The following is a 19,747-nucleotide window of genomic DNA, read 5'->3' on the forward strand; positions in this document are numbered from 1 at the left end:
TTGAAGCTGCGAGGGAGTCTACCGGAGGCCGGTGCAAAGCCAGGCCAGAAAAATCCGAACCATCTTCACGAAATGTCCAGAAAGGCCTTGGTAAGTCGGTCCGGGTTTGGGTCGAACGCGTAATGATACCTTATAATTTTGGATGTTTTGAAGGAAACGGACGGCACTTTTTGCCGCCGCTGGCCCCTTTTTCGAGGTCTTCCTCCAGCGTCGTAACCCGCTGTCGCAGCGCTCTTTTCCTGCTGCGGCAGTCCGCCACTTTTTCCGGTGACTGCATGGCTTTGACCCTGACCGATGTTAAGCGCATCGCGCATCTCGCGCGGCTCGAACTGGCCGACGCCGACGCCGAACACACGCTTGTCCAGCTCAACGAGTTTTTTGGCCTCGTCGAGCAGATGCAGGCGGTCGACACCACGGGCATCGCACCGCTTGCCCATCCGATCGAGCAGATCGAAGATGTCGCGCTGCGCCTGCGCGACGACGCGGTGACCGAAACCATCGAACGCGAAGCTTTTCAGCGTCCCGCGCCGGCCGTGCAGGACGGTTTGTATCTCGTGCCGAAGGTGATCGAGTAGCACGCGCACGGCGGGCCGCGCGCAGCCGGCAAGCCGCAGGCTGCGCGAACGGCACGCCGCCCGGAGCCGGCGCAAGCAGGTTCTTTCGCCGCTACTTCGGCCCGGTTCGCCGGCGGGCAATCGAACGCCTCCACGGCAGCGCCCATGCGCTGCCGCGCTATCCAGGACAACACGCAATGCATGAAAAAAGTTTGACCGAACTGCGCGCCGCGTTGGCGGCCAGGGAATGCTCCGCAGTCGAGCTGGCGCAGCTCTATCTGAAGCGCATCAACGCGGCTGCGGGCCTGAATGCGTTCATTCAGGTGGACCCCGAACTGACGCTCGCGCAGGCCAAAGCCGCGGACGCGCTGCTGCACTCAGGCCACGGTGGTCCGCTGGCGGGCGTGCCGATCGCGCACAAGGACGTGTTCGTCACGAAGGGTTGGCGCTCCACCGCCGGCTCGAAAATGCTGTCGAACTACGAAAGCCCGTTCGACGCCACCGTGGTCGAGCGTCTGCAGACGGCCGGCATGGTGTGTGTCGGCAAGACCAACATGGACGAGTTCGCGATGGGCTCGTCCAACGAAAATTCGTATTTTGGTCCCGTGAAAAACCCGTGGGATCGTCAGGCGGTGCCCGGCGGCTCGTCGGGCGGCTCCGCTGCGGCCGTCGCCGCTCGCCTTGTCCCTGCGGCAACCGGTACGGATACCGGCGGCTCGATCCGTCAGCCGGCGTCGTTCTCGGGCATCACCGGCATCAAGCCGACTTACGGCCGCGTGTCGCGCTACGGCATGATTGCGTTCGCCTCGTCGCTCGACCAGGGTGGCCCGATGGCGCAAAGCGCCGCTGACTGCGCAACGCTGCTCAATGCCATGGCCGGGTTCGACAGTCGCGATTCCACCAGCCTCGTGCGCGACGACGAAGACTACACGCGCTACCTCGGCGAGCCGTGGAAGCAAGGTGACGCAGGCAAGCCGCTCGCCGGTCTGCGCATCGGCTTGCCGAAGGAGTATTTCGGCGCCGGTCTTGCAGACGACGTGCGCGCGGCCATCGACGCCGCGCTGAAACAATACGAGGCGCTTGGCGCCACGCTCGTCGAAGTGTCGCTGCCGAAAACCGAGCTGTCCATTCCGGTGTACTACGTGATCGCGCCCGCTGAGGCGTCGTCGAATCTGTCGCGCTTTGACGGCGTGCGCTTCGGCCATCGTGCCGCGGAGTACCGCGATCTGCTCGACATGTACAAGAAGTCGCGCGCGGAGGGCTTCGGGCCCGAGGTGAAGCGCCGCATCATGGTCGGCGCCTACGTGCTGTCGCACGGCTACTACGACGCGTATTACCTGCAGGCGCAGAAAATTCGCCGCATCATCGCGCAAGATTTCCAGCAGGCGTTCACACAATGCGACGTGATCATGGGACCGGTCGCGCCTTCTGTGGCATGGGATCTGGGCGCGAAGGGCGACGATCCGGTGCAGATGTATCTCGCCGACGTCTACACGCTGTCGGTTAGCCTTGCCGGCCTGCCGGGCATGAGCGTGCCGTGCGGCTTCGGCGCGGGCGCGAACGCCCAGCGCCCGGTGGGGTTGCAGATCATCGGCAATTATTTCAATGAAGCCCGGATGCTGCAGGTGGCCGACGCGTTCCAGCGCGCGACCGACTGGCACCGCAAGGCACCGGCAGGAGTGTGAGCACCATGACCAAGCAATGGGAAGTCGTGATCGGTCTGGAGACCCACGCGCAGTTGTCCACGCAATCCAAAATCTTCTCGGGCGCGCCCACGCAGTTCGGCGCCGCGCCCAACACGCAGGCGTGCCCCGTCGATCTGGCCTTGCCGGGCACGTTGCCGGTCATGAACCGCGGCGCAGTGGAGCGCGCGATCCAGTTCGGTCTCGCCATTGGCGCAACGGTCGCGCCGCGCAGCATCTTCGCGCGCAAGAACTACTTCTACCCCGATCTGCCGAAGGGCTATCAGATCAGCCAGTACGAGATTCCCGTCGTGCAAGGCGGCCAGGTGACGATCCAGGTGCCTGGCAACGAGAAGGCCGGCACTCCGGCGTACTCGAAGGTCGTCAATCTGACGCGCGCCCACCTCGAGGAAGACGCGGGCAAGTCGCTGCACGAAGACTTCGCGGGCATGACCGGCATCGACCTGAACCGCGCGGGCACGCCGCTGCTCGAAATCGTCACCGAGCCCGAAATGCGCAGCGCGGCGGAAGCGGTGGCTTACGCAAAGACGCTGCACACGCTTGTCACGTGGCTCGGTATTTGCGACGGCAACATGCAGGAAGGCTCGTTCCGCTGCGACGCCAACGTGTCGGTGCGGCCAGTCGGCCAGGCCGAGTTCGGCACGCGCGCGGAAATCAAGAACCTGAACTCGTTCCGCTTCCTCGAAGAAGCGATCCAGTACGAGGTGCGCCGTCAGATCGAACTGATCGAAGACGGCGGCACGGTGGTGCAGGAAACGCGTCTGTACGACCCGGACCGGCGCGAGACGCGCTCCATGCGCAGCAAGGAAGACGCGCACGACTACCGCTATTTCCCCGATCCCGACCTGATGCCGCTCGTCATCGACGCGGCATGGGTCGAGCGCGTGAAGCGCGACATGCCGGAACTGCCGGAAGCGATCGAGCAGCGTTTTGTGTCGCAATATGGTTTGACGCCGTACGACGCGAACGTGCTCACATCGAGCAAGGCGACTGCCGCTTATTTCGAAGCGGTAGTCGGAAAACTCGGTGCGGCCAGCGCCAAGGTCGCGGCAAACTGGGTGATGGGCGAGGTGTCGTCGCAACTGAATCGCGAAGGCCTCGAAATTGCTGAGTGTCCGGTGTCGTCCGCGCAGTTGGCACTGCTGTTGCAACGCATTGCCGACGGGACCATCTCCAACAAGATCGCCAAGGAAATTTTCCTCGCGATCTGGGAAGAGAAGGCGAACGACGAGGCCGCGGCCGACCGCATCATCGAGGCGAAGGGCTTGAAGCAGATTTCCGACACGGGCGCGCTGGAGGCAATCATCGACGAGGTGCTCGCTGCGAACCAGAAGTCGGTCGAGGAATTCCGCGCAGGCAAGGAAAAGGCGTTCAACGCGCTCATCGGCCAGGCGATGAAGGCGACCAAGGGCAAGGCGAATCCGGCACAAGTGAACGAACTGCTGAAGAAGAAGCTGAGCTGAAGCCTGGCTTACGCCAGACGGAAGCATCACTGAAGCCTGCTTCGAGCCTGACGAAGTGCGGTTGGTTGGACACAGCCGAAGCGCTCAGGCTTTGGTGACCGTGGGCTGTTGCCGGAAACGAAAGTTGGAGGCAACAGCCCGTTTCATTTGCGGGCCGCTTTAGCGAACCCGAACGCAGACATACGGAGCATGTGGATGGCGAAGCGACCCGAACTCGACGATTTCCGCGTGCCTTACTTCGACGGCAAGAAAAGCAAGTTCTCGCTCGCCGACTTCGACCCGGGCGCGAAGCCTTTTTCCACGGGATCGAAAGATTCAGACCGTGAGCGGCTCTCCGAAATCGGTGCGGAACTCGACGTCTTTCAGGAACGTCTGCATGCACAGCGAAAACGCCGCGTGCTCCTTGTGCTGCAGGGCATGGACACGAGCGGCAAGGACGGCACGATTCGCGCCGTGTTTCACGAAGTCGATCCGCTCGGCCTGCGCATTGCGCCGTTCAAGGCGCCCACACCCGACGAACTCGCGCACGACTTCTTGTGGCGCGTGCATGCCCAAGCGCCCGCGGCTGGCGAACTGACCATCTTCAACCGCAGTCACTACGAAGACCTGCTCGTGCCGACGGTGCTGGGCAGCATCGACGCACGTGCATTCGACGTGCGGTGCCGCCACATTCGCCAGTTCGAGGAACTGCTTGCCGACAGTGAGACGGCGATCATCAAGTGCATGCTGCACATCTCGAAAGAAGAGCAGCGCGAGCGGCTGCAGGCGCGCATCGACGACCAGACCAAGCACTGGAAATTCGACGTGTCCGATCTCGACGCGCGCAAGCAGTGGGACAAATATCTGGCTGTATATGGCGACGCGCTCGCCGCGACTTCAACGGAATACGCGCCGTGGTACGTGATTCCCGCGGACTCGAAAACGCACCGCAACCTGATGGTCGCCGAGTTGCTGCTGCGCACTTTCCGGGAACTGAAGCTCGAATTTCCGCCTGCCAAAGAATCGCTGAAAGGCGTCAAGGTCGAGTGACGTTCGGCTCCCGAAGTCGCGCCCCCGAAGTCGCGCCCCCGAAGTCGCGCCCGAACTAATCCAGAAACGAATCGAAGCAAGACACAAAGGAACGACATGTTGCGTGTGATTACCGCTAACCTGAACGGCATCCGCTCAGCGGCAAAGAAAGGGTTTTTCGACTGGTTCGGCGAGCAGAATGCCGACGTCCTGTGCGTGCAGGAAATCAAATGTTCGCAAGACGACATGACGCCGGAATTCATGGCGCCGCACGATTTCACCGGCTATTTCCAGCACGCGGTGAAGAAGGGCTATAGCGGCGCCGGTGTCTATACGCGCCACGAGCCGGACGAGGTAGTGATCGGCTTCGGCAGCGAGGAGTTCGATCCCGAGGGGCGTTATGTCGAACTGCGCTTTGGCAAGCTGTCGATTGTGTCCGTCTATGTGCCGTCGGGGTCGAGCGGCGAGGAACGTCAGCAGGCCAAGTATCGTTTCATGGACGAGTTCATGCCGCATCTCGCGGAACTCGCGCGCGAACGCGAGGTGATCGTGTGCGGCGACGTCAATATCGTCCACAAGGAAATCGACATCAAGAACTGGAAGAGCAATCAGAAAAACTCGGGCTGCCTGCCGGAAGAGCGCGCGTGGCTCACTAAACTTTTCGATGAAGTGGGTTACGTCGACGTGTTCCGCACGCTCGATCAGCGGCCCGAGCAATACACCTGGTGGAGCAATCGCGGCCAGGCGTACGCGAAGAACGTCGGGTGGCGCATCGATTATCAGATCGCAACGCCTGGCATCGCCGGCAAGGCCAAACGCACCGAGGTATTTCGCGACATCAAGTTCAGCGACCACGCGCCGCTTACCGTCGACTACGACCACGACCTGAAGAAGTGAGGTCGATATCTGACGTCGTTGCTTGGAACTCGCGTGACGCAGATTGAGCGGCTTTTGCGTCACTATCAACGTGAGCGTTCGGCAGCGCGCTCGCTCATTCGAGCAGCTTAAGGCGCGCTAATCACGCGCCAGCTTGCGGCGCGGGCGGCCCATGCCCGCGTAGTCTGGCAGCGCATCCACCGTTTTGCCGATGGCTTTCGCATAGAGCGGCAGCATATCCGGCAGGCGCTTGATGATGTCCTGGCGGCGCGACTGCGGATACGGGTGAACGTAGATGAAACCCTGCTCGCGATTGCTGCGCGTGGCCTGCGCGAGCTTGTCCCACAGCGTGACCGCCGCGCGCGGATCGAATCCGGCGCGAGAGGCGATGTCGCTGCCGATCACGTCGGCTTCGGTTTCGTCGGTGTTTTCGTACTTCATTTCGAGCAGCCGTGAACCGATGCCGAGCGGCGCCGCGCCGAGATCCGCGAGGCCGAACAGTTGCGAGATGGTGCCGGAGGAAGCGAGCTGGCTCCCCTGCAATTGGCCGAGCCGCTCGCGCGCATGTTCGCGCAACGCGTGGGCGATTTCGTGGCCCATCAGCATGGCCAGTTCATTGTCGTTCAGACGCGCGCGGTCAAGCAGCCCGCCATACACGACGATCTTGCCGCCCGGCAGACAGTACATGCGAATGTCGGGCGAGCGCACCACGGCGACATCCCACTTCCAGCCCTTTGCGCGCTCGTTCCATTTGAGCGAGTAGGGCACCATCTTGTCGACGATCGAGCGAACGCGCGTGACGTGCGCGTCCGCGTCGTCGTAAAGACGGTTCGCATGCTCCGCGCCATACACAATCTGGCTGAACTCTTCGGCGGCCTGGGCCTCTAGCATCGGCGACGGAATCAGGTTGCGGAACACCAGGTAGCCGCCGTAGCGCAACTGATTGTTCGGACTATACGGCGCGGACGCGGGCGCAGTGGCTGGCGGCTTTGCGGCGCTAGTGGGCAATGGGCTTGTCGCGGTTGCCGTTTTCCCGCTCGCGGAAGGTTGCATAGACGATCCCGTCGACGATCCCGCTCCCGGCGCGCTGCCCGGGTTGTTGACGTTGTTCGCGGCCGGTGGCGCAGCCGCCGCGCTTTCGGCGTTGGCGGTAGCCGCGGCAGACTTGGGGGCCGGCGCGGTGGCTTGCGGCGCCGCCGTTGCGGCATTGGCCGTGTTCGCAGATGCACCCGCAGCCGCGTTGTTAGCGGCCGCGGCCGCAGCGGCTTGCACGTTGAACGGGATAACCGCGCCCAGGAAGCTCATGCAGCCAATCGTGAACGCATCGCGCAGCACGCTGCGGTCAGCGACGCGCCCCCTGACGGGGCCGGCGCGCCAGCATGCCGACTGCTTTGCGAAAAACGTCTTCACGACCGCACTCTCCACGGCGCAATGCGCAACAGAAGCAGCATGCCCGGTAAGGCGAGCGCCGTGCAGACAATAAAGTAGTCGAACCAGCCGATTTGCGCGACCACATAGCCGCTTGCCGCCGAGGCCAGCGTGCGCGGCACCGAAGCGAGGCTCGTGAAAAGCGCGAACTGCGTGGCCGTGTAGCGCGGATCGGTCGTGCTGGCGATGTACGCGGTGAAGGCCGCCATCGTCAGCCCGGTCGAGAAGGTCTCGAAACCGTAGACGAGCGCAAGCGCGACCGAACGCGGCTCAAGCTGCACCGACCAGTCGATACCCACCCAGGACAGCAGCTTCGTAGTGCCCGCACTGATTCCCACGGCGATGTCGTAGATTGCCGTCAGGCCAGGCGAAGCCGGGCCGAGATGCGCGAGCCATGCAAAGCCGAGCGTCGACACCATCTGCAGAACGCCGAAAATCCACAGGCCCCGGCCAATGCCGATCTTCATCAGCCAGACGCCGCCCACAATGCCGCCCGCGAGACTCGCGGCGAACGCCGTTGTTTTGGCGATCACGCCGATCTGGGTGCGCGAGAAGCCGATGTCGAGGAAGAATGACGTGGACAGCGTCGTCGCCATCGTGTCGCCGAGCTTGTACAGAAAAATGAAGCCGAGCACGAAAAGCGCGCCGCGCCAGCCGTCGCGCTCGAGGAATTCGCGGAACGGCTGCACGATGGCTTCGCGCAGATTCCTGGGCGGCGTGCCGTGTATTTCGGGCTCGCGTACTACAAGCGTCATGACGATGCCCGGCAGCATAAAGGCGCCGGTTACCATGAAAACCGTCGTCCACGGCAAATGATCTGACAGAATAAGTGCGAGCGAACCGGGCACCAGAGCCGCGATCTTGTAGGCGTTGACATGCACCGCATTGCCGAGGCCCTGTTCGGTGTCACGCAGCAATTCGCGCCGGTATGCGTCGATCGAAATATCCTGGCTTGCGCCGAAGAACGCGACGAGTGCGGTCAAAGCCGCCACTGTCCAGATCGAATCGCGCGGCGACACGAACCCGAGCGCGCCGATAGCGCCTGCGACCAGGATCTGCGTGACCAGCATCCAGCCGCGCCGCCTGCCCGGTCGCCAGCCCGGCAGGCGCGGCACGTAGCGGTCCATGAGCGGCGCCCAGATGAATTTCCAGGTGTACGGAAACTGGATCAGCGCAAAAAGCCCAATCTCCTTCAGATTGACGCCTTCGGAGCGCAACCACGCTTGCACCAGATAGACGAGCGTAAACAGCGGCAAGCCCGACGTGAAGCCGAGAAAGACGCAGATCAGCATGCGCGTATTGAAAAAGGCGCGCCAGCCGGGATGTTCCTCGTGAGCGGTAACTGCGGGTGCGGGCGCCTCGTGCGGCGGGTTCGACATGTGGATAGCTTGCGTTAGCTTTTCTTGACGCGATAGACCGCAAGACTACCACGCCAGTTCACGCCCCACCTCACGGTCTGACCATCGTGCAGCACCACGCGGTCGAGAATTTCGATGCCGACCTCGGGCGCGAGCGCCTCGAAATCCTTGATGGTCAGCACGCGCACGTTCGGCGTGTTGTGCCATTGATAGGGCAGCGACTTCGATACCGGCATGCGCCCTTGCAGCACCGAGAGCCGGTGCGCCCAGTAGCCGAAGTTCGGAAACGAGACAATGCATTCGCGGCCGACGCGCACCGTTTCGCGAAGAATCGCCGCCGTCTGATGAATGGTTTGCAGCGTCTGCGAGAGGATCGCGAAATCGAAACTGCCGTCCTCGAAAAGACGCAGGCCGTCTTCGAGATTCTGCTGGATCACGTTGACGCCGTTTTGCGTGGCGGCCAGCACGCCGGCGTCGTTGATCTCGATGCCGTAGCCCTGCACGTCCAGTTCCTCGCTGAGCAGCGAGAGCAGCGAGCCGTCGCCGCAACCCAGATCGAGGACCGTGGCGCGCGGCTCCACCCAGCGAGCGATGGCGCGGAAGTCCGGGCGCAGCGCCAGATAATCGAGTGCTCGCTGGTTCATGCGTTCACCTCGTTCGCAATGCGTTCGTAGTAGGCGCGCATCAGGTTGTGATAGCGCGCGTCGTCGAGCAGGAAGGCGTCATGGCCGTGCGGCGCGTCGATTTCCGCGTACGTGACCGTGCGCTTGTGGTCGAGCAGCGCTTTCACGAGCTCACGCGAGCGGGCTGGCGCGAAACGCCAGTCGGTGGTGAAACTCGCAATCAGATATTTCGCCGTGGTGTGCGCAAGCGCCGCTGTCAGATCGCCGTCGAAAGCCTTGGCCGGATCGAAGTAATCCAGTGCCCGCGTGATGAGTAGATAGGTGTTGGCGTCGAAGTAGTCGGCGAACTTGTCGCCCTGATAGCGCAGATACGACTCCACCTCGAATTCCACGTCGAAGTTGAAGTTGTAGGCGTCGAGCGCGCCTTCCGCGCGGCGCAGCGAGCGGCCGAATTTTTCGGCCATGTCGTCGTCCGACAGATAGGTGATGTGGCCGATCATGCGCGCGACGCGCAAGCCGCGCTTCGGCTTCACGTCATGCGCGTAGTAGTTGCCGCCGTGAAAATCGGGGTCCGACAGAATCGCCGAGCGCGCCACTTCGTTGAACGCAATGTTTTGCGCCGAGAGCTTGGGCGTGGATGCCACCACGATGCAATGCGCGACGCGCTGCGGATACATCATGCTCCACGCGAGCGCCTGCATGCCGCCCAGGCTGCCGCCCATTACAGCGGCGAAGCGCTCGATGCCGAATTGATCCGCGACGCGCGCCTGCGCGTTGACCCAGTCTTCGACCGTCACGACCGGGAACGTCGCGCCATACGGCTTGCCGGTCGCCGGATCGATGCTCATGGGCCCGGTCGAGCCGAAGCACGAACCGAGGTTGTTGACCCCGATCACGAAGAACCGGTTGGTATCGAGCGGTTTGCCAGGACCGACCATGTTGTCCCACCAGCCGATGTCCTTCGGATTGTCCGCATACACGCCGGCCACATGGTGCGACGCATTGAGCGCGTGACACACGAGCACTGCATTGCTGCGCGCCGCGTTGAGCGTGCCGTAGGTCTCGACCATCAGGTCGTAGCCCGCGAGCGAACTGCCGTTTTGCAGACGCAACGGCTCGGGGAAATGCATTTTTGTTGGAGCGACGATACCGATCGATTCCATTCATTCCGCCATTTGACAATACAGGGCGGCTAGACGGCGTCGGCAAAGCACGGAGGAGAACGACTTGTGCGCGGCTGACGACCTCTTTAGCCGCATTTATAGGGAACCGGGGATTACTCCACGAGTTCGCGCGCCCGCAATCGAGTCAGCAAATCGGCGCGTATGACATTTCTTTTCTGGAGTGCGGCACCCTGTGCGTTCAGGTGGCTGAAATGTGCTTTCAGCAAAGCTGCGGGGCCGCAGTCAGGCGCAAAGTATAGCGGAAAATTTTCTGCGGCAACGTCTGCCTGCCGGTACGCTGTGCCCGCGCGCTACTGAAGGGTCACGCGCAATTGCTGGTCGGCCTCGTCGGCCGGCAGGCGCACAAAGCCGCTGCGCACGAAGCGATGCCAGCGCCCAATCACATAGCTCAGCAGCAGGCTCGCCCGCACGGCGGGGTCGTAGCCCGCCGGAACCGGTGCCGGCGCGTCTTGTGCACAGGCGTCGGCGTTGAGCGTGGCGAGGCGCAGACACTGCTTCAAAGAAGCTTCGACACGCTCGAGCATCTGGTTGACGCGCACGGTCAGCCGCTCATGTTCGCCAACGAGCGCCTCGCAGGTGAGCACGCGCGTCATGCCGGGATTTTTCGCGGAGAAATTCAGCAGCATCAGTGCGATGGCGCGTGCTTGCAGCACTCCATTGTCTTCCTTGTCGACGATCTGATTGATCAGGCCGAAGATGGTCTGCTCGATGAACTCGATTAGTCCTTCGAACATTTGCGCCTTGCTCGCAAAGTGACGGTAGAGCGCGGCTTCCGACACGCCGAGCCGGGCGGCCAGCGCCGCGGTGGTGATCTTTTCGCTTTTCGGCGCTTCGAGCATTGCGGCAAGCGTTTGCAGGATATGCACGCGGCGCTCGCCCGGCTTCGGGCGCTGCGGACGCGGCGGTGATGTCAGCGCGGGGTCGTGAGCGGGGACATCTGCGGCTAGGGCTTCGTGAGGCTTGTCGGTCGGCTGCATGGCTGTCGTCCCGTCTGCTGGCGCTTCAATCGAACCGAGCGGGTGCTCAGTCGTAACGATTTTAGCGAACGAATGCTGCGGTCGACATAATGCGGCCGGCCGGTGCCCGGCAGCCGCGTAGGCACGCCGTCCGCATGCGGCTTGCGCGGCAAATGACCGGTAATCCACACAGTGCGGATGCCGAGCCGGCGGTAGTTCTTCAGGTGCGTGCGCGTGTCTTCGACCAGCACCACGTCTTTCAGCGATACATGTGCGTCGCGCATGGCCTTACGCAGCATCGCGTGGTCGGGTTTGGCGCGCCATTGGCGCCGGTCGCGCATATGCTCGATGGCAATCACCTGCTCGAACAGACGCTCTATGCGCAATTGCGCGAGCACCGCCCGCGCATACGCTTCAGGCGCATTAGTCAGCACGATCTTGCGGCCCGGCAGCGCCGCGACAAGACGCGCGACGCCGCGCTCGTGGCGGATCATCGAGCCGAGATCGGGAAACGTGTGCACGACTTTCAGGAAGTCGTTGGCGTCGAGCGGATGGTGGCGCGTGAGGCCCAACAGCGCCGCGCCATAGCGTTGTGTGTAGCCGGTGCGCAGACGGTTTGCTTCGGCGAGCTCGACTTGCAGCGCGTCGACAATGTACTGCGTCATCGCCTGATTGATCGCGGGAAAGATGGCGTGCGACGCGTGGTGCAGCGTGTTATCCAGATCGAACAGCCAGACCGGGCGGCCACCTGCGATCTGCGGACGACGGCGCCGGAAAGTCGGAGTTCGCATGGCAAAGAGAGCGCTTCAGGCGCCGGGCGCCGCGACGAGCGCGCGACGCAGACATGATCGTGACCGGCTGCGACTGGCGCGTAATGCACCCGTGACTGCGCACCGCGCAGACGCCGCCCAGCCGGCGTGGCCGGCACACGAGGCGGGGTTGCAGCGGCGCGCCCCCCGTGCCGGATATGACAGAGAAATCAATGCGAGCGGATCATTGTGCCGAACGGCTGTTCGGTGAGAATTTCCAGCAGCACCGAGTGTTCGATACGCCCGTCGATGATATGCACTGAGCGCACGCCGCTCTTTGCCGCGTCCAGTGCCGACGAGATCTTGGGCAGCATGCCGCCCGAAATGGTGCCGTCGGCGAACAGCCCGTCGATTTCGCGCGCGGACAGGTCGGTGAGCAGATTGCCTTCCTTGTCCATCACGCCGGGAATGTTCGTCATCATCACGAGCTTTTCGGCGTTCAGTACGACCGCCAGCTTGCCCGCGACGAGGTCGGCGTTGATGTTGTACGACAGCCCGTCTTCGCCGAAACCGATCGGCGAGATGACCGGAATGAACGCGTCGTCCTGCAGCGCCTTCACCACGGCCGGATTGATTGCCTCGACTTCGCCCACCTGGCCGATGTCAACGTATTGGCCGGGATTGTCGCGGTCGGGCATCAGCATCTTGCGCGCGTGAATCAGCCCGCCGTCCTTGCCGGTCAGACCCACGGCGTGACCGCCGAAGTGATTGATCAGCGTGACGATGTCCTGCTGCACTTCGCCGCCCAGCACCCATTCGACGACTTCCATCGTCTCTTCGTCCGTGACGCGCATGCCTTGAATGAAGGTGCCCTGCTTGCCGACCTTCTTGAGCGCCTGGTCGATTTGCGGACCGCCGCCGTGCACGATGACCGGATTGATGCCGACCAGCTTGAGAAGAATTACGTCGCGCGCAAAGCCTTGCTTGAGCCGCTCTTCCGTCATGGCGTTGCCGCCGTATTTGATGACCACGGTCTTACCGTGGTACTGGCGAATGTAAGGCAGCGCCTCGGCCAGAATTTCAGCCTTCAGGGTGGGCGCAATCTGCGAAAGGTCGGGAAGCTCGGACATGGCGGCAGGCTCGGGCACGGAACAGTTGAAACAAGGGCGAATTGTACAGGACTGGCGCACTGCAGCAGGGTTTTCGACACGCGCGGCGGCGGCGCGCAAGGCCGCCGTTTCCGCCCTGCGCAACCGGGGTTTGCAGCGCCATCCGACCGCCAAGCGTAGCGCGCAATCGGCTTGCCTGTGAACTGGCCGAATGGACGACTCACGGTAGGACGCGAGCCGTGGCATCATTTCCTCGTCGATGCTCACGCGGGAACGTCTGCCTGTCATGAAACCGTCCGCCTCACGCCCATCAGGCAGCGCGCGTTGCCCGCGCTGCGGCAATGCGTTCGACTGCGCGATGCATGCCGAGCCGTTCGACTGCTGGTGCCGCGAAATGCCGCCGCTGCCGCGCGAGCGGCTCGACCCCTCCGGCCGTTGCCTTTGCCCCGAATGCCTCGCAGCGGAAATTGCGCGGGTGGCTCAGCCTGATCCAGGAGCCGAATCGCCGTAAGCGCGTTTTTTTCGCGCGGTGAAGTCCGTCTGGCCGCGCTAGCGTGGCGCGGCAACATGCCGGGTCGCAAGTGCGGCCAGATCGCGGGCGAGCGCAGCGAGTGCCGGCTCCCATTCGGCGAACGCCGGCTGACGGTACAGCGTCGCGGATGGATACCACGGACTGTCGCGCCGCTCGGCCAGCCACACCCAGTGCGGGTTGACGTCGAGCAATACCCACGTGCGCTGTCCGAGCGCGCCGCTCAGATGCGCGGTCGAAGTACAAACGGTAATGACGAGATCGAGCGCGCTGACACATGCGGCCGTGTCGTCGAACGTGACGAATTCGGCTGTGTAGTCGTTGATAGTCAGACCGGCGGCCCGCGCGGCGTTCACCTCATCGCCCGCGCCCGGTTGCAGCGAATAAAATGCGACGTTGCGCATGCCCGCGAAGTACTTCGCATAGCGCTCCCACCCGACACGGCGAAACGGATTGCGTTGGTGCGTGTGACTGCCGGTCCATGTCAGCCCGACCTTGAGCCTCGGCTCGCCGGCAAACCGGTCCCGCCAGCGCTCGACAGCGGCAGCGTCTGCGTGAAGATACGGTGTTACTGCCGGAATGGTCGACTCCCGGGTGCCGAAGATGAGCGGCAGACTCAGCAATGGAATCTCGAAGTCGAACGGCGGCAGCGTCTCGACGCCGCCGCCTGCCGAGTAATGATCGACATGGTCGCCCAGGCTGCGCACGAGCAGCTCGCCCATTTGCGGGAACGAGTTCCAGGCGAGGCGGCCGCCTTCGCCATGCACGCGCTCGGCAACGAGCGGAATGTTGCGGCTGAACTGCAGCACGTCGCCCATGCCTTGCTCGCCCCACACGAGCAAGGTCTTGCCGGCAAGCGGCTCGCCGCGCCACGTGGGGGCTGGCAGGGCAGGACGAATGCCGCGCAACTCCGCTGAGCCGCTCCAGCGCGCTTCGTGCGAGAGCCAGCCGTTTGCGTAGTCGCCGCGCATCAGTTGCAGCATCGCGAGATTGGAGCGCATGGCCGAGTCAGTGGGGGCGAGCGCGCATGCGGTTTGTGCGGCTTGAGCCGCCGTGTCCCAGCGTTGCGCTTCGCGCAGCGTCAGCGCATAGTTGTTGTGCGCAAGCGGGCTGAGGGGAGCGCAATGCACGGCGCGCTCGCCGGCTTCGAGCGCGCGCGGCAAATCCATCCTCTTGCGATAGGCGTCCGTCAGATTGATCCACGCGTTGCCGTCGGCCGCATCGTGCTTGACCGCCTCTTCCAGCAGCGCGATTTGTTGATCCAGATCAAGACCGGTGAAGGCAAGGGCACCGGCGAGATTGCAGCGCAGAGAAGGCAACGTCGGGTCCAAGGCGAGTGCGCGTTGGTACGGAGCAATGGCTTCGCCGTGGCGGCTCGCCATTTGCAATGCGTAGCCGAGACGGAAATGCGCGTAGGCGTTGCGCTCGTCGAGTTGCGCAATAATGGCGGCCAGGTCGACTGCGTCGCCATGGCGTTGCTGTTGGATCAACTCGTGCGTGAGCGAGGCGAGAGCGGCGTCGTCGAGCGAATGGAGTTGCGCGGCCGCGTGAAGCGCTTGCGCTTCGAGTTCATGCGCGCCGCTGCGGCGAGCTGCGGCGGCTTGCCGCATAAAATTAAGGAAAGCTGACGAGACGTCAGAGTGGACCATGGTTGATTGCGGCCGAACGACCGGCCCGCGCGCTGACAAAGCGACTATGGTAGCGCCGCACTGCTGCCGCAGCATTAGGAAGCGTCCGAACGGGTAAACTGAAGTCATGCATCGTATAACCAACACCGGCCGCGTGAATCTCGGCCATCTGTTCTGGCTGCGCAGTCTCGCGATTATCGGGCAGTTGCTGACCATCGCAGTCGTGCAGATTTTTATCGGCGTGCATTTGCCGTTGCCGGCCATGCTGCTCGTCATTGCGCTCGAAGTGATTTTCAACGCGCTCACCTGGTGGCGCGTCGCACAGCAGCGGCCCGAGTCGAACATAGAGCTGTTCGGTCAGATCTGGGTCGATCTCGGCGCGTTATCCGCCTTGCTGTTTCTCTCCGGCGGCACCACCAATCCGTTTGTTTCGCTGTATCTGCCTTCGCTTGCAATTGCGGCTGCCGTGCTGCCGTGGCATCTCATGGCCTGGCTCGCCGCCTTCGCCGTGGCCTGCTACGCGGTGCTCGGTTTCGATTCGGTGCCCTTGAATCTAGACAATCCCGCGAATCTGTTCGACTACTTCCGCGCCGGCATGTGGGTCAACTTCATGGTGAGCGTGGGGCTGATCGCGTGGTTCGTCGCGCGCATGTCCAGAGCACTGCGGCTACGTGACGCAGCGCTCGGAGAAGCGCAGCAGCGCTTGCTTCACGACGAACGCGCGGTTGCGCTCGGGGTCCAGGCGGCTACCGTCGCGCACGAAATCGGCACGCCTCTGTCTACAATTGCGATGCTGTCCGAAGAACTGCGCGACGCGGCACGTACAGACAAAGGGCTCGCGCCCTACAGCGCCGACCTGGAACTGCTTGAGCAACAGATGTCCCTGTGCACGTCGGCACTCGCGAGGTTGCGCAGCCGCGCAACCACCGCCACCAATCGTCAGCCGGTGGACGAGTGGCTCGAATCGTTTGCAGACCAGTGGCGCCTGCGCCATCCGCATGTGAAGTTCGAGCGGCTCAGCGCGCCGCCCGCGGAGGTCAGTCTTGACGACACGGTGGCCGTCAGCCAGATCCTGACAATTCTGCTCGACAATGCGGCGCGTGCGAGCCGCGATCACGTTACGCTGTCGTGCAGGTTGACCGCGCGCGGCGATCAGATCGAATTCGAAGTCTGTGACGCCGGCCCCGGCATTCCGGCCGCACTGCGCGGCTCGCTCGGGACCATGCCGGTGGAAAGCACGCAGGGCGGGCATGGTGTCGGCCTGTATCTGGCCTTTTCGGCGGCGGCGCGTTTGAAAGGATCGATCGAATTGACGGACGTGAATGCGGCCAAGCCGCGCGGCACGCGCGCGGTTTTGCGGCTGCCGCTCACCGAGCGCAAAATTTCAGGCCCGGGCCGTCAAGGCGCCGCGCCATCCAACACGGAGAAACAGGCATGAGCGAAATGAATTTTCTGGTGATCGACGACGACGAGGTGTTCTCCGGCATCCTCGCCCGCGGTTTGACACGGCGCGGTTATACGGTGAGCGAAGCCCACAATGCGGACGAGGCGATCAGGCTCGCGAACCAGCAGAAATTCAGTCAGATCACGGTGGATCTGCATCTTGGCAACGATTCGGGCCTCACGCTGGTTGCACCATTGCGCGACCTGCAGCCCGACGCGCGCATGCTCGTGCTGACCGGCTATGCCAGCATTGCAACCGCGGTGCAGGCGGTGAAAGACGGCGCGGACAACTACCTGGCGAAGCCTGCCAACGTCGAAACAATTTTGTCTGCGCTGCAAAGCGAGGCGAGCGCGCTGCAAGCCGAAGAGGCGATCGAGCATCCTACTCCGCTCTCCGTTGCGCGCCTCGAGTGGGAGCATATTCAACGTGTGCTCGCCGAGCATGGCGGCAACATTTCGGCCACGGCGCGCGCGTTGAATATGCATCGCCGGACCTTGCAGCGGAAACTGGCGAAGCGGCCGGTTAAGCAGTAGGCGGCGCGTTGGCTGGCGCTTGAGCTTGCATTTGATTGCGGCTGTCTCAAACGCAAACGCAAGCGCAAACGCCTGGCGCAGGCGTTCACAAAAGCACCGACGCCAAACAAAAACGGGCTCCCTTCTACAGGCAGCCCGTTTCTGCTTCGGCGCTATTGCTTCACATCACAGCACGTAGCGCGACAGATCTTCGTCTTCTGCTACTTCGTTTAGCGCACGGTCAACATACGCCGCGTCGATCTTCACCGTGTTGCCCGAATGATTGCCGGCAGAGAACGATACTTCCTCGAGCAGCTTTTCGATGACCGTGTACAGACGGCGCGCACCGATGTTCTCAGTCTTTTCGTTCACCGCATAAGCGATTTCTGCAAGGCGGCGAATGCCGTCGTCGGCGAATTCGAGATGCACGTCTTCCGTTGCGAGCAATGCCTGGTATTGCTTGACGAGGCTCGCGTCCGTCGACACCAGAATCGACTCGAAGTCGTTCACCGACAGCGAGTCGAGTTCGACCCGAATCGGGAAGCGCCCTTGCAGCTCGGGAATCAGATCGCTCGGCTTGGCAAGATGAAACGCGCCGCTCGCGATGAACAGGATGTGATCCGTCTTCACCATGCCGTACTTGGTGTTGATCGTGGTGCCTTCCACGAGCGGCAGCAAATCGCGCTGCACGCCTTGGCGCGACACCTCGCCGCCGCCGGCTTCGCTGCGCGACGCAATCTTGTCGATTTCGTCGAGGAACACAATGCCGTTCTGCTCGACGTTTTGCACGGCTTTCGTTTTCACCTCTTCGTCGTTGAGCATCTTGCCCGCTTCTTCGTCGGTGAGAACCTTGAGCGCTTCCTTCACCTTCATCTTGCGCCGCGTTTTCTTGCCGCCGCCGATATTGGCGAACATCGAGCGGATCTGCTCGGTCATGTCTTCCATGCCGGGCGGCCCCATGATGTCCATGCCGACTTGCGGCTGTTCGACGTCGAGCTCGATTTCCTTGTCGTCCAGCAGGCCTTCGCGCAGACGCTTGCGGAAAGTCTGGCGGGTGGTGCTGCCTTCGTCGGCGGTGTCCACGGCACTCGAGCTGGAGCCGAAACCGACCGGACGCGCGCTCGGCAGCAGGATGTCGAGAATGCGGTCTTCGGCCTGGTCTTCGGCTTTGGTTCGCACTTTGCGCATTTCCGACTCGCGCGTCTGCTTGACCGAAATCTCGATCAGATCGCGCACGATGCTGTCCACGTCGCGGCCCACGTAGCCCACTTCGGTGAACTTGGTGGCCTCGATCTTGATGAACGGCGCGTCCGCGAGCTTGGCAAGGCGCCGCGCAATTTCCGTTTTGCCGACGCCGGTCGGTCCGATCATCAGAATGTTCTTCGGCGTGATTTCCTGGCGCAGCGGCTCGTCCACCTGCTGACGGCGCCAGCGGTTGCGCAGCGCCACGGCAACCGCCTTTTTCGCGCGGCCTTGGCCGATGATGTGTTTGTCGAGTTCCGAGACAATCTCGGCAGGGGTCATGGTGCTCATCGTGGGTCCTTACTCGATCGTCTCGATGACGCGGTTATGGTTTGTGTAGATGCACATGTCGCCGGCAATCTCCAGCGACTTCTCCACGATTTCGCGCGGCGACAACGCGGTGTTGTCCGCGAGGGCCTTGGCGGCTGCCTGCGCGTAAGCGCCGCCCGAACCGATTGCGCAAATGCCGCCTTCGGGGTCGAGCACGTCGCCGTTACCGGTGATGACGAGCGTGGTGGTCGCGTCGGCCGTGATCAGCATGGCTTCGAGCCGGCGCAGCATGCGGTCCGTGCGCCAGTCTTTCGCGAGTTCCACGGCGGCCCGGGTGAGGTTGCCCTGATGCTTTTCCAGTTTCGCCTCGAAGCGGTCGAGCAGCGAAAACGCGTCGGCCGTGCCGCCCGCGAAGCCGACCAGGACCTTGCCGTTATAGATGCGCCTGACCTTCTTGGCACCGCCTTTCATGACGATGTTGCCGAGCGTCACCTGACCGTCGCCGCCGAGCGCGACCTTGTCGCCGCGGCGCACGGAGACGATCGTCGTGCCGTGAAATTGCTCCATATGCGTTCCTCTTTGCAAAGCGGGTAGGACGCGGCAGCGCGATGCGCCACCGCATGAATGCCTGGAAGCGGACGGCGCGCGACGTGAGAAGTGACCCGGCTCGCGCGCTCGTGCAGCGCATGTCGGAATTATTTTAGGGCGCGCGCGGGCATATCAAGAGCCGGCAAACGGCATAGGACAAAAGAAAAAAGGCGCACGGATTGAACTGCACCCCAAAAGTTGGACACCGATCCAACCTTTGGGGTGTTTTTCATGGCGAAGTACGGTGAGCAGTTCAAGCTGAAGTTGGTTAAGGAATATCAAGCCGGAGCTGGTGGTGTGCGGACGATCGCGCAGCGTCATGGCGTAGGCTGTACGGTGTTACGCCGCTGGATAGCGGTTTATGAGCAACATGGCCGTGAAGGTTTGCGCAAGAAGTACAGCCACTATGATGCGCAGTTCAGAATGTCCGTTCTGAGCCACATGTGGCGGGAGAATCTGTCGTGCCAGCAGGCCGCTGCAGTGTTCGACATTCGCGCTCAAGGCGCCATTGCGAAGTGGGAAC

At 62.8% G+C, this 19,747-nt stretch carries 19 protein-coding genes; 9 read left to right on the forward strand and 10 right to left on the reverse strand.

Annotation, left to right across the window (positions count from 1 at the left end):
* Nucleotides 1-275 precede the first annotated feature (275 nt).
* The 5 genes from gatC (at nucleotide 276) to F757_RS0125430 (ending at nucleotide 5,625) form a co-directional block, all read left to right on the forward strand.
* Complete coding sequence (gene gatC / locus F757_RS0125410; protein WP_006050533.1) at nucleotides 276-575, forward strand: Asp-tRNA(Asn)/Glu-tRNA(Gln) amidotransferase subunit GatC; 300 nt, start codon at nucleotides 276-278, stop codon at nucleotides 573-575.
* A gap of 176 nt (nucleotides 576-751) precedes the next feature.
* Nucleotides 752-2,239, forward strand: coding sequence for an Asp-tRNA(Asn)/Glu-tRNA(Gln) amidotransferase subunit GatA (gatA, locus tag F757_RS0125415; RefSeq protein WP_027213836.1), 1,488 nt, complete (start codon nucleotides 752-754; stop codon nucleotides 2,237-2,239).
* Nucleotides 2,240-2,244: 5 nt separating this feature from the next.
* Nucleotides 2,245-3,720, forward strand: a complete 1,476-nt coding sequence (gatB, locus tag F757_RS0125420; RefSeq protein WP_027213837.1) for an Asp-tRNA(Asn)/Glu-tRNA(Gln) amidotransferase subunit GatB — start codon at nucleotides 2,245-2,247, stop codon at nucleotides 3,718-3,720.
* 195 nt (nucleotides 3,721-3,915) lie between these two features.
* Nucleotides 3,916-4,749, forward strand: a complete 834-nt coding sequence (locus F757_RS0125425; RefSeq protein WP_027213838.1) for a PPK2 family polyphosphate kinase — start codon at nucleotides 3,916-3,918, stop codon at nucleotides 4,747-4,749.
* A 96-nt stretch (nucleotides 4,750-4,845) separates the two neighbouring features.
* Nucleotides 4,846-5,625, forward strand: a complete 780-nt coding sequence (locus tag F757_RS0125430; protein WP_027213839.1) for an exodeoxyribonuclease III — start codon at nucleotides 4,846-4,848, stop codon at nucleotides 5,623-5,625.
* A gap of 117 nt (nucleotides 5,626-5,742) precedes the next feature.
* Here F757_RS0125430 and F757_RS35435 read toward each other — a convergent pair whose 3' ends face one another.
* The 7 genes from F757_RS35435 to argB all read right to left on the reverse strand — a co-directional run bounded on the left by F757_RS35435 (nucleotide 5,743) and on the right by argB (nucleotide 13,032).
* On the reverse strand, nucleotides 5,743-7,014 hold the full coding sequence (locus F757_RS35435; RefSeq protein WP_084531032.1) for a M48 family metallopeptidase: 1,272 nt from the start codon (nucleotides 7,012-7,014) through the stop codon (nucleotides 5,743-5,745).
* Complete coding sequence (locus F757_RS0125440; protein WP_027213841.1) at nucleotides 7,011-8,411, reverse strand: AmpG family muropeptide MFS transporter; 1,401 nt, start codon at nucleotides 8,409-8,411, stop codon at nucleotides 7,011-7,013. Before F757_RS0125440 ends, F757_RS35435 begins: the two co-directional genes overlap by 4 nt.
* A 14-nt stretch (nucleotides 8,412-8,425) precedes the next feature.
* Entirely contained in the window at nucleotides 8,426-9,034 is a 609-nt protein-coding gene (gene metW, locus F757_RS0125445; RefSeq protein ID WP_013337743.1) for a methionine biosynthesis protein MetW, read from the reverse strand.
* Nucleotides 9,031-10,176: a homoserine O-succinyltransferase MetX gene (metX, locus tag F757_RS0125450; protein ID WP_027213842.1), complete on the reverse strand. Its 1,146-nt coding sequence runs from the start codon at nucleotides 10,174-10,176 to the stop codon at nucleotides 9,031-9,033. Before metX ends, metW begins: the two co-directional genes overlap by 4 nt.
* A gap of 311 nt (nucleotides 10,177-10,487) precedes the next feature.
* Nucleotides 10,488-11,174, reverse strand: a complete 687-nt coding sequence (gene slmA / locus F757_RS0125455; protein ID WP_027213843.1) for a nucleoid occlusion factor SlmA — start codon at nucleotides 11,172-11,174, stop codon at nucleotides 10,488-10,490.
* Nucleotides 11,141-11,944, reverse strand: coding sequence for a pyrimidine 5'-nucleotidase (locus tag F757_RS0125460; RefSeq protein ID WP_027213844.1), 804 nt, complete (start codon nucleotides 11,942-11,944; stop codon nucleotides 11,141-11,143). Before F757_RS0125460 ends, slmA begins: the two co-directional genes overlap by 34 nt.
* Nucleotides 11,945-12,132: 188 nt before the next feature.
* Nucleotides 12,133-13,032 carry an acetylglutamate kinase gene (argB, locus tag F757_RS0125465; protein WP_013337747.1) on the reverse strand — a complete coding sequence of 300 codons (900 nt, stop codon included), beginning with the start codon at nucleotides 13,030-13,032 and terminating at the stop codon, nucleotides 12,133-12,135.
* A 265-nt stretch (nucleotides 13,033-13,297) separates the two neighbouring features.
* Between argB and F757_RS34110 the strand changes: the two genes are divergently transcribed.
* Nucleotides 13,298-13,522 carry a cysteine-rich CWC family protein gene (locus F757_RS34110; protein ID WP_035467462.1) on the forward strand — a complete coding sequence of 75 codons (225 nt, stop codon included), beginning with the start codon at nucleotides 13,298-13,300 and terminating at the stop codon, nucleotides 13,520-13,522.
* 38 nt (nucleotides 13,523-13,560) lie between these two features.
* Here F757_RS34110 and F757_RS0125480 read toward each other — a convergent pair whose 3' ends face one another.
* The gene (locus F757_RS0125480; RefSeq protein ID WP_027213846.1) at nucleotides 13,561-15,189 is read right to left on the reverse strand and encodes a tetratricopeptide repeat protein; all 1,629 of its coding nucleotides are present in this window, start codon (nucleotides 15,187-15,189) and stop codon (nucleotides 13,561-13,563) included.
* A 106-nt stretch (nucleotides 15,190-15,295) separates the two neighbouring features.
* Between F757_RS0125480 and F757_RS0125485 the strand changes: the two genes are divergently transcribed.
* Nucleotides 15,296-16,606, forward strand: coding sequence for an ATP-binding protein (locus tag F757_RS0125485; protein WP_027213847.1), 1,311 nt, complete (start codon nucleotides 15,296-15,298; stop codon nucleotides 16,604-16,606).
* Entirely contained in the window at nucleotides 16,603-17,145 is a 543-nt protein-coding gene (locus tag F757_RS0125490; protein WP_006050519.1) for a response regulator transcription factor, read from the forward strand. The genes F757_RS0125485 and F757_RS0125490 overlap by 4 nt, the downstream gene beginning before the upstream one ends.
* Before the next feature lie 165 nt (nucleotides 17,146-17,310).
* Here the strand turns inward: F757_RS0125490 and hslU are convergent, their stop codons facing one another.
* Both hslU and hslV read right to left on the reverse strand, forming a co-directional pair.
* Nucleotides 17,311-18,657, reverse strand: a complete 1,347-nt coding sequence (hslU, locus tag F757_RS0125495; RefSeq protein ID WP_027213848.1) for an ATP-dependent protease ATPase subunit HslU — start codon at nucleotides 18,655-18,657, stop codon at nucleotides 17,311-17,313.
* Between the two features lie 9 nt (nucleotides 18,658-18,666).
* A complete protein-coding gene (gene hslV / locus F757_RS0125500; RefSeq protein ID WP_027213849.1) occupies nucleotides 18,667-19,203 on the reverse strand; it encodes an ATP-dependent protease subunit HslV in 537 nt (178 codons plus the stop codon).
* 219 nt (nucleotides 19,204-19,422) lie between these two features.
* Here hslV and F757_RS0125505 point away from each other — a divergent pair.
* A partial coding sequence (locus tag F757_RS0125505) for a helix-turn-helix domain-containing protein (protein ID WP_156923729.1) occupies nucleotides 19,423-19,747 on the forward strand: 325 nt, incomplete at its 3' end.

The organism is Burkholderia sp. WSM2232, from assembly GCF_000472545.1.
Taxonomy (GTDB): Bacteria; Pseudomonadota; Gammaproteobacteria; order Burkholderiales; family Burkholderiaceae; genus Paraburkholderia.

What these genes read in the sequence shown, in the direction of transcription:
- gatC (WP_006050533.1), top strand. Translation starts at nt 276, where the DNA reads ATGGCTTTGACCCTGACCGATGTTAAGCGCATCGCGCATCTCGCGCGG.
- F757_RS0125430 (WP_027213839.1), top strand. Translation starts at nt 4,846, where the DNA reads ATGTTGCGTGTGATTACCGCTAACCTGAACGGCATCCGCTCAGCGGCA.
- metW (WP_013337743.1), bottom strand. Translation starts at nt 9,034, where the DNA reads ATGAACCAGCGAGCACTCGATTATCTGGCGCTGCGCCCGGACTTCCGC.
- metX (WP_027213842.1), bottom strand. Translation starts at nt 10,176, where the DNA reads ATGGAATCGATCGGTATCGTCGCTCCAACAAAAATGCATTTCCCCGAG.
- hslV (WP_027213849.1), bottom strand. Translation starts at nt 19,203, where the DNA reads ATGGAGCAATTTCACGGCACGACGATCGTCTCCGTGCGCCGCGGCGAC.
- argB (WP_013337747.1), bottom strand. Translation starts at nt 13,032, where the DNA reads ATGTCCGAGCTTCCCGACCTTTCGCAGATTGCGCCCACCCTGAAGGCT.
- F757_RS0125460 (WP_027213844.1), bottom strand. Translation starts at nt 11,944, where the DNA reads ATGCGAACTCCGACTTTCCGGCGCCGTCGTCCGCAGATCGCAGGTGGC.
- gatA (WP_027213836.1), top strand. Translation starts at nt 752, where the DNA reads ATGCATGAAAAAAGTTTGACCGAACTGCGCGCCGCGTTGGCGGCCAGG.
- F757_RS0125440 (WP_027213841.1), bottom strand. Translation starts at nt 8,411, where the DNA reads ATGTCGAACCCGCCGCACGAGGCGCCCGCACCCGCAGTTACCGCTCAC.
- F757_RS34110 (WP_035467462.1), top strand. Translation starts at nt 13,298, where the DNA reads ATGAAACCGTCCGCCTCACGCCCATCAGGCAGCGCGCGTTGCCCGCGC.
- F757_RS0125485 (WP_027213847.1), top strand. Translation starts at nt 15,296, where the DNA reads ATGCATCGTATAACCAACACCGGCCGCGTGAATCTCGGCCATCTGTTC.
- F757_RS0125480 (WP_027213846.1), bottom strand. Translation starts at nt 15,189, where the DNA reads ATGGTCCACTCTGACGTCTCGTCAGCTTTCCTTAATTTTATGCGGCAA.
- F757_RS0125490 (WP_006050519.1), top strand. Translation starts at nt 16,603, where the DNA reads ATGAGCGAAATGAATTTTCTGGTGATCGACGACGACGAGGTGTTCTCC.
- hslU (WP_027213848.1), bottom strand. Translation starts at nt 18,657, where the DNA reads ATGAGCACCATGACCCCTGCCGAGATTGTCTCGGAACTCGACAAACAC.
- gatB (WP_027213837.1), top strand. Translation starts at nt 2,245, where the DNA reads ATGACCAAGCAATGGGAAGTCGTGATCGGTCTGGAGACCCACGCGCAG.
- F757_RS0125425 (WP_027213838.1), top strand. Translation starts at nt 3,916, where the DNA reads ATGGCGAAGCGACCCGAACTCGACGATTTCCGCGTGCCTTACTTCGAC.
- slmA (WP_027213843.1), bottom strand. Translation starts at nt 11,174, where the DNA reads ATGCAGCCGACCGACAAGCCTCACGAAGCCCTAGCCGCAGATGTCCCC.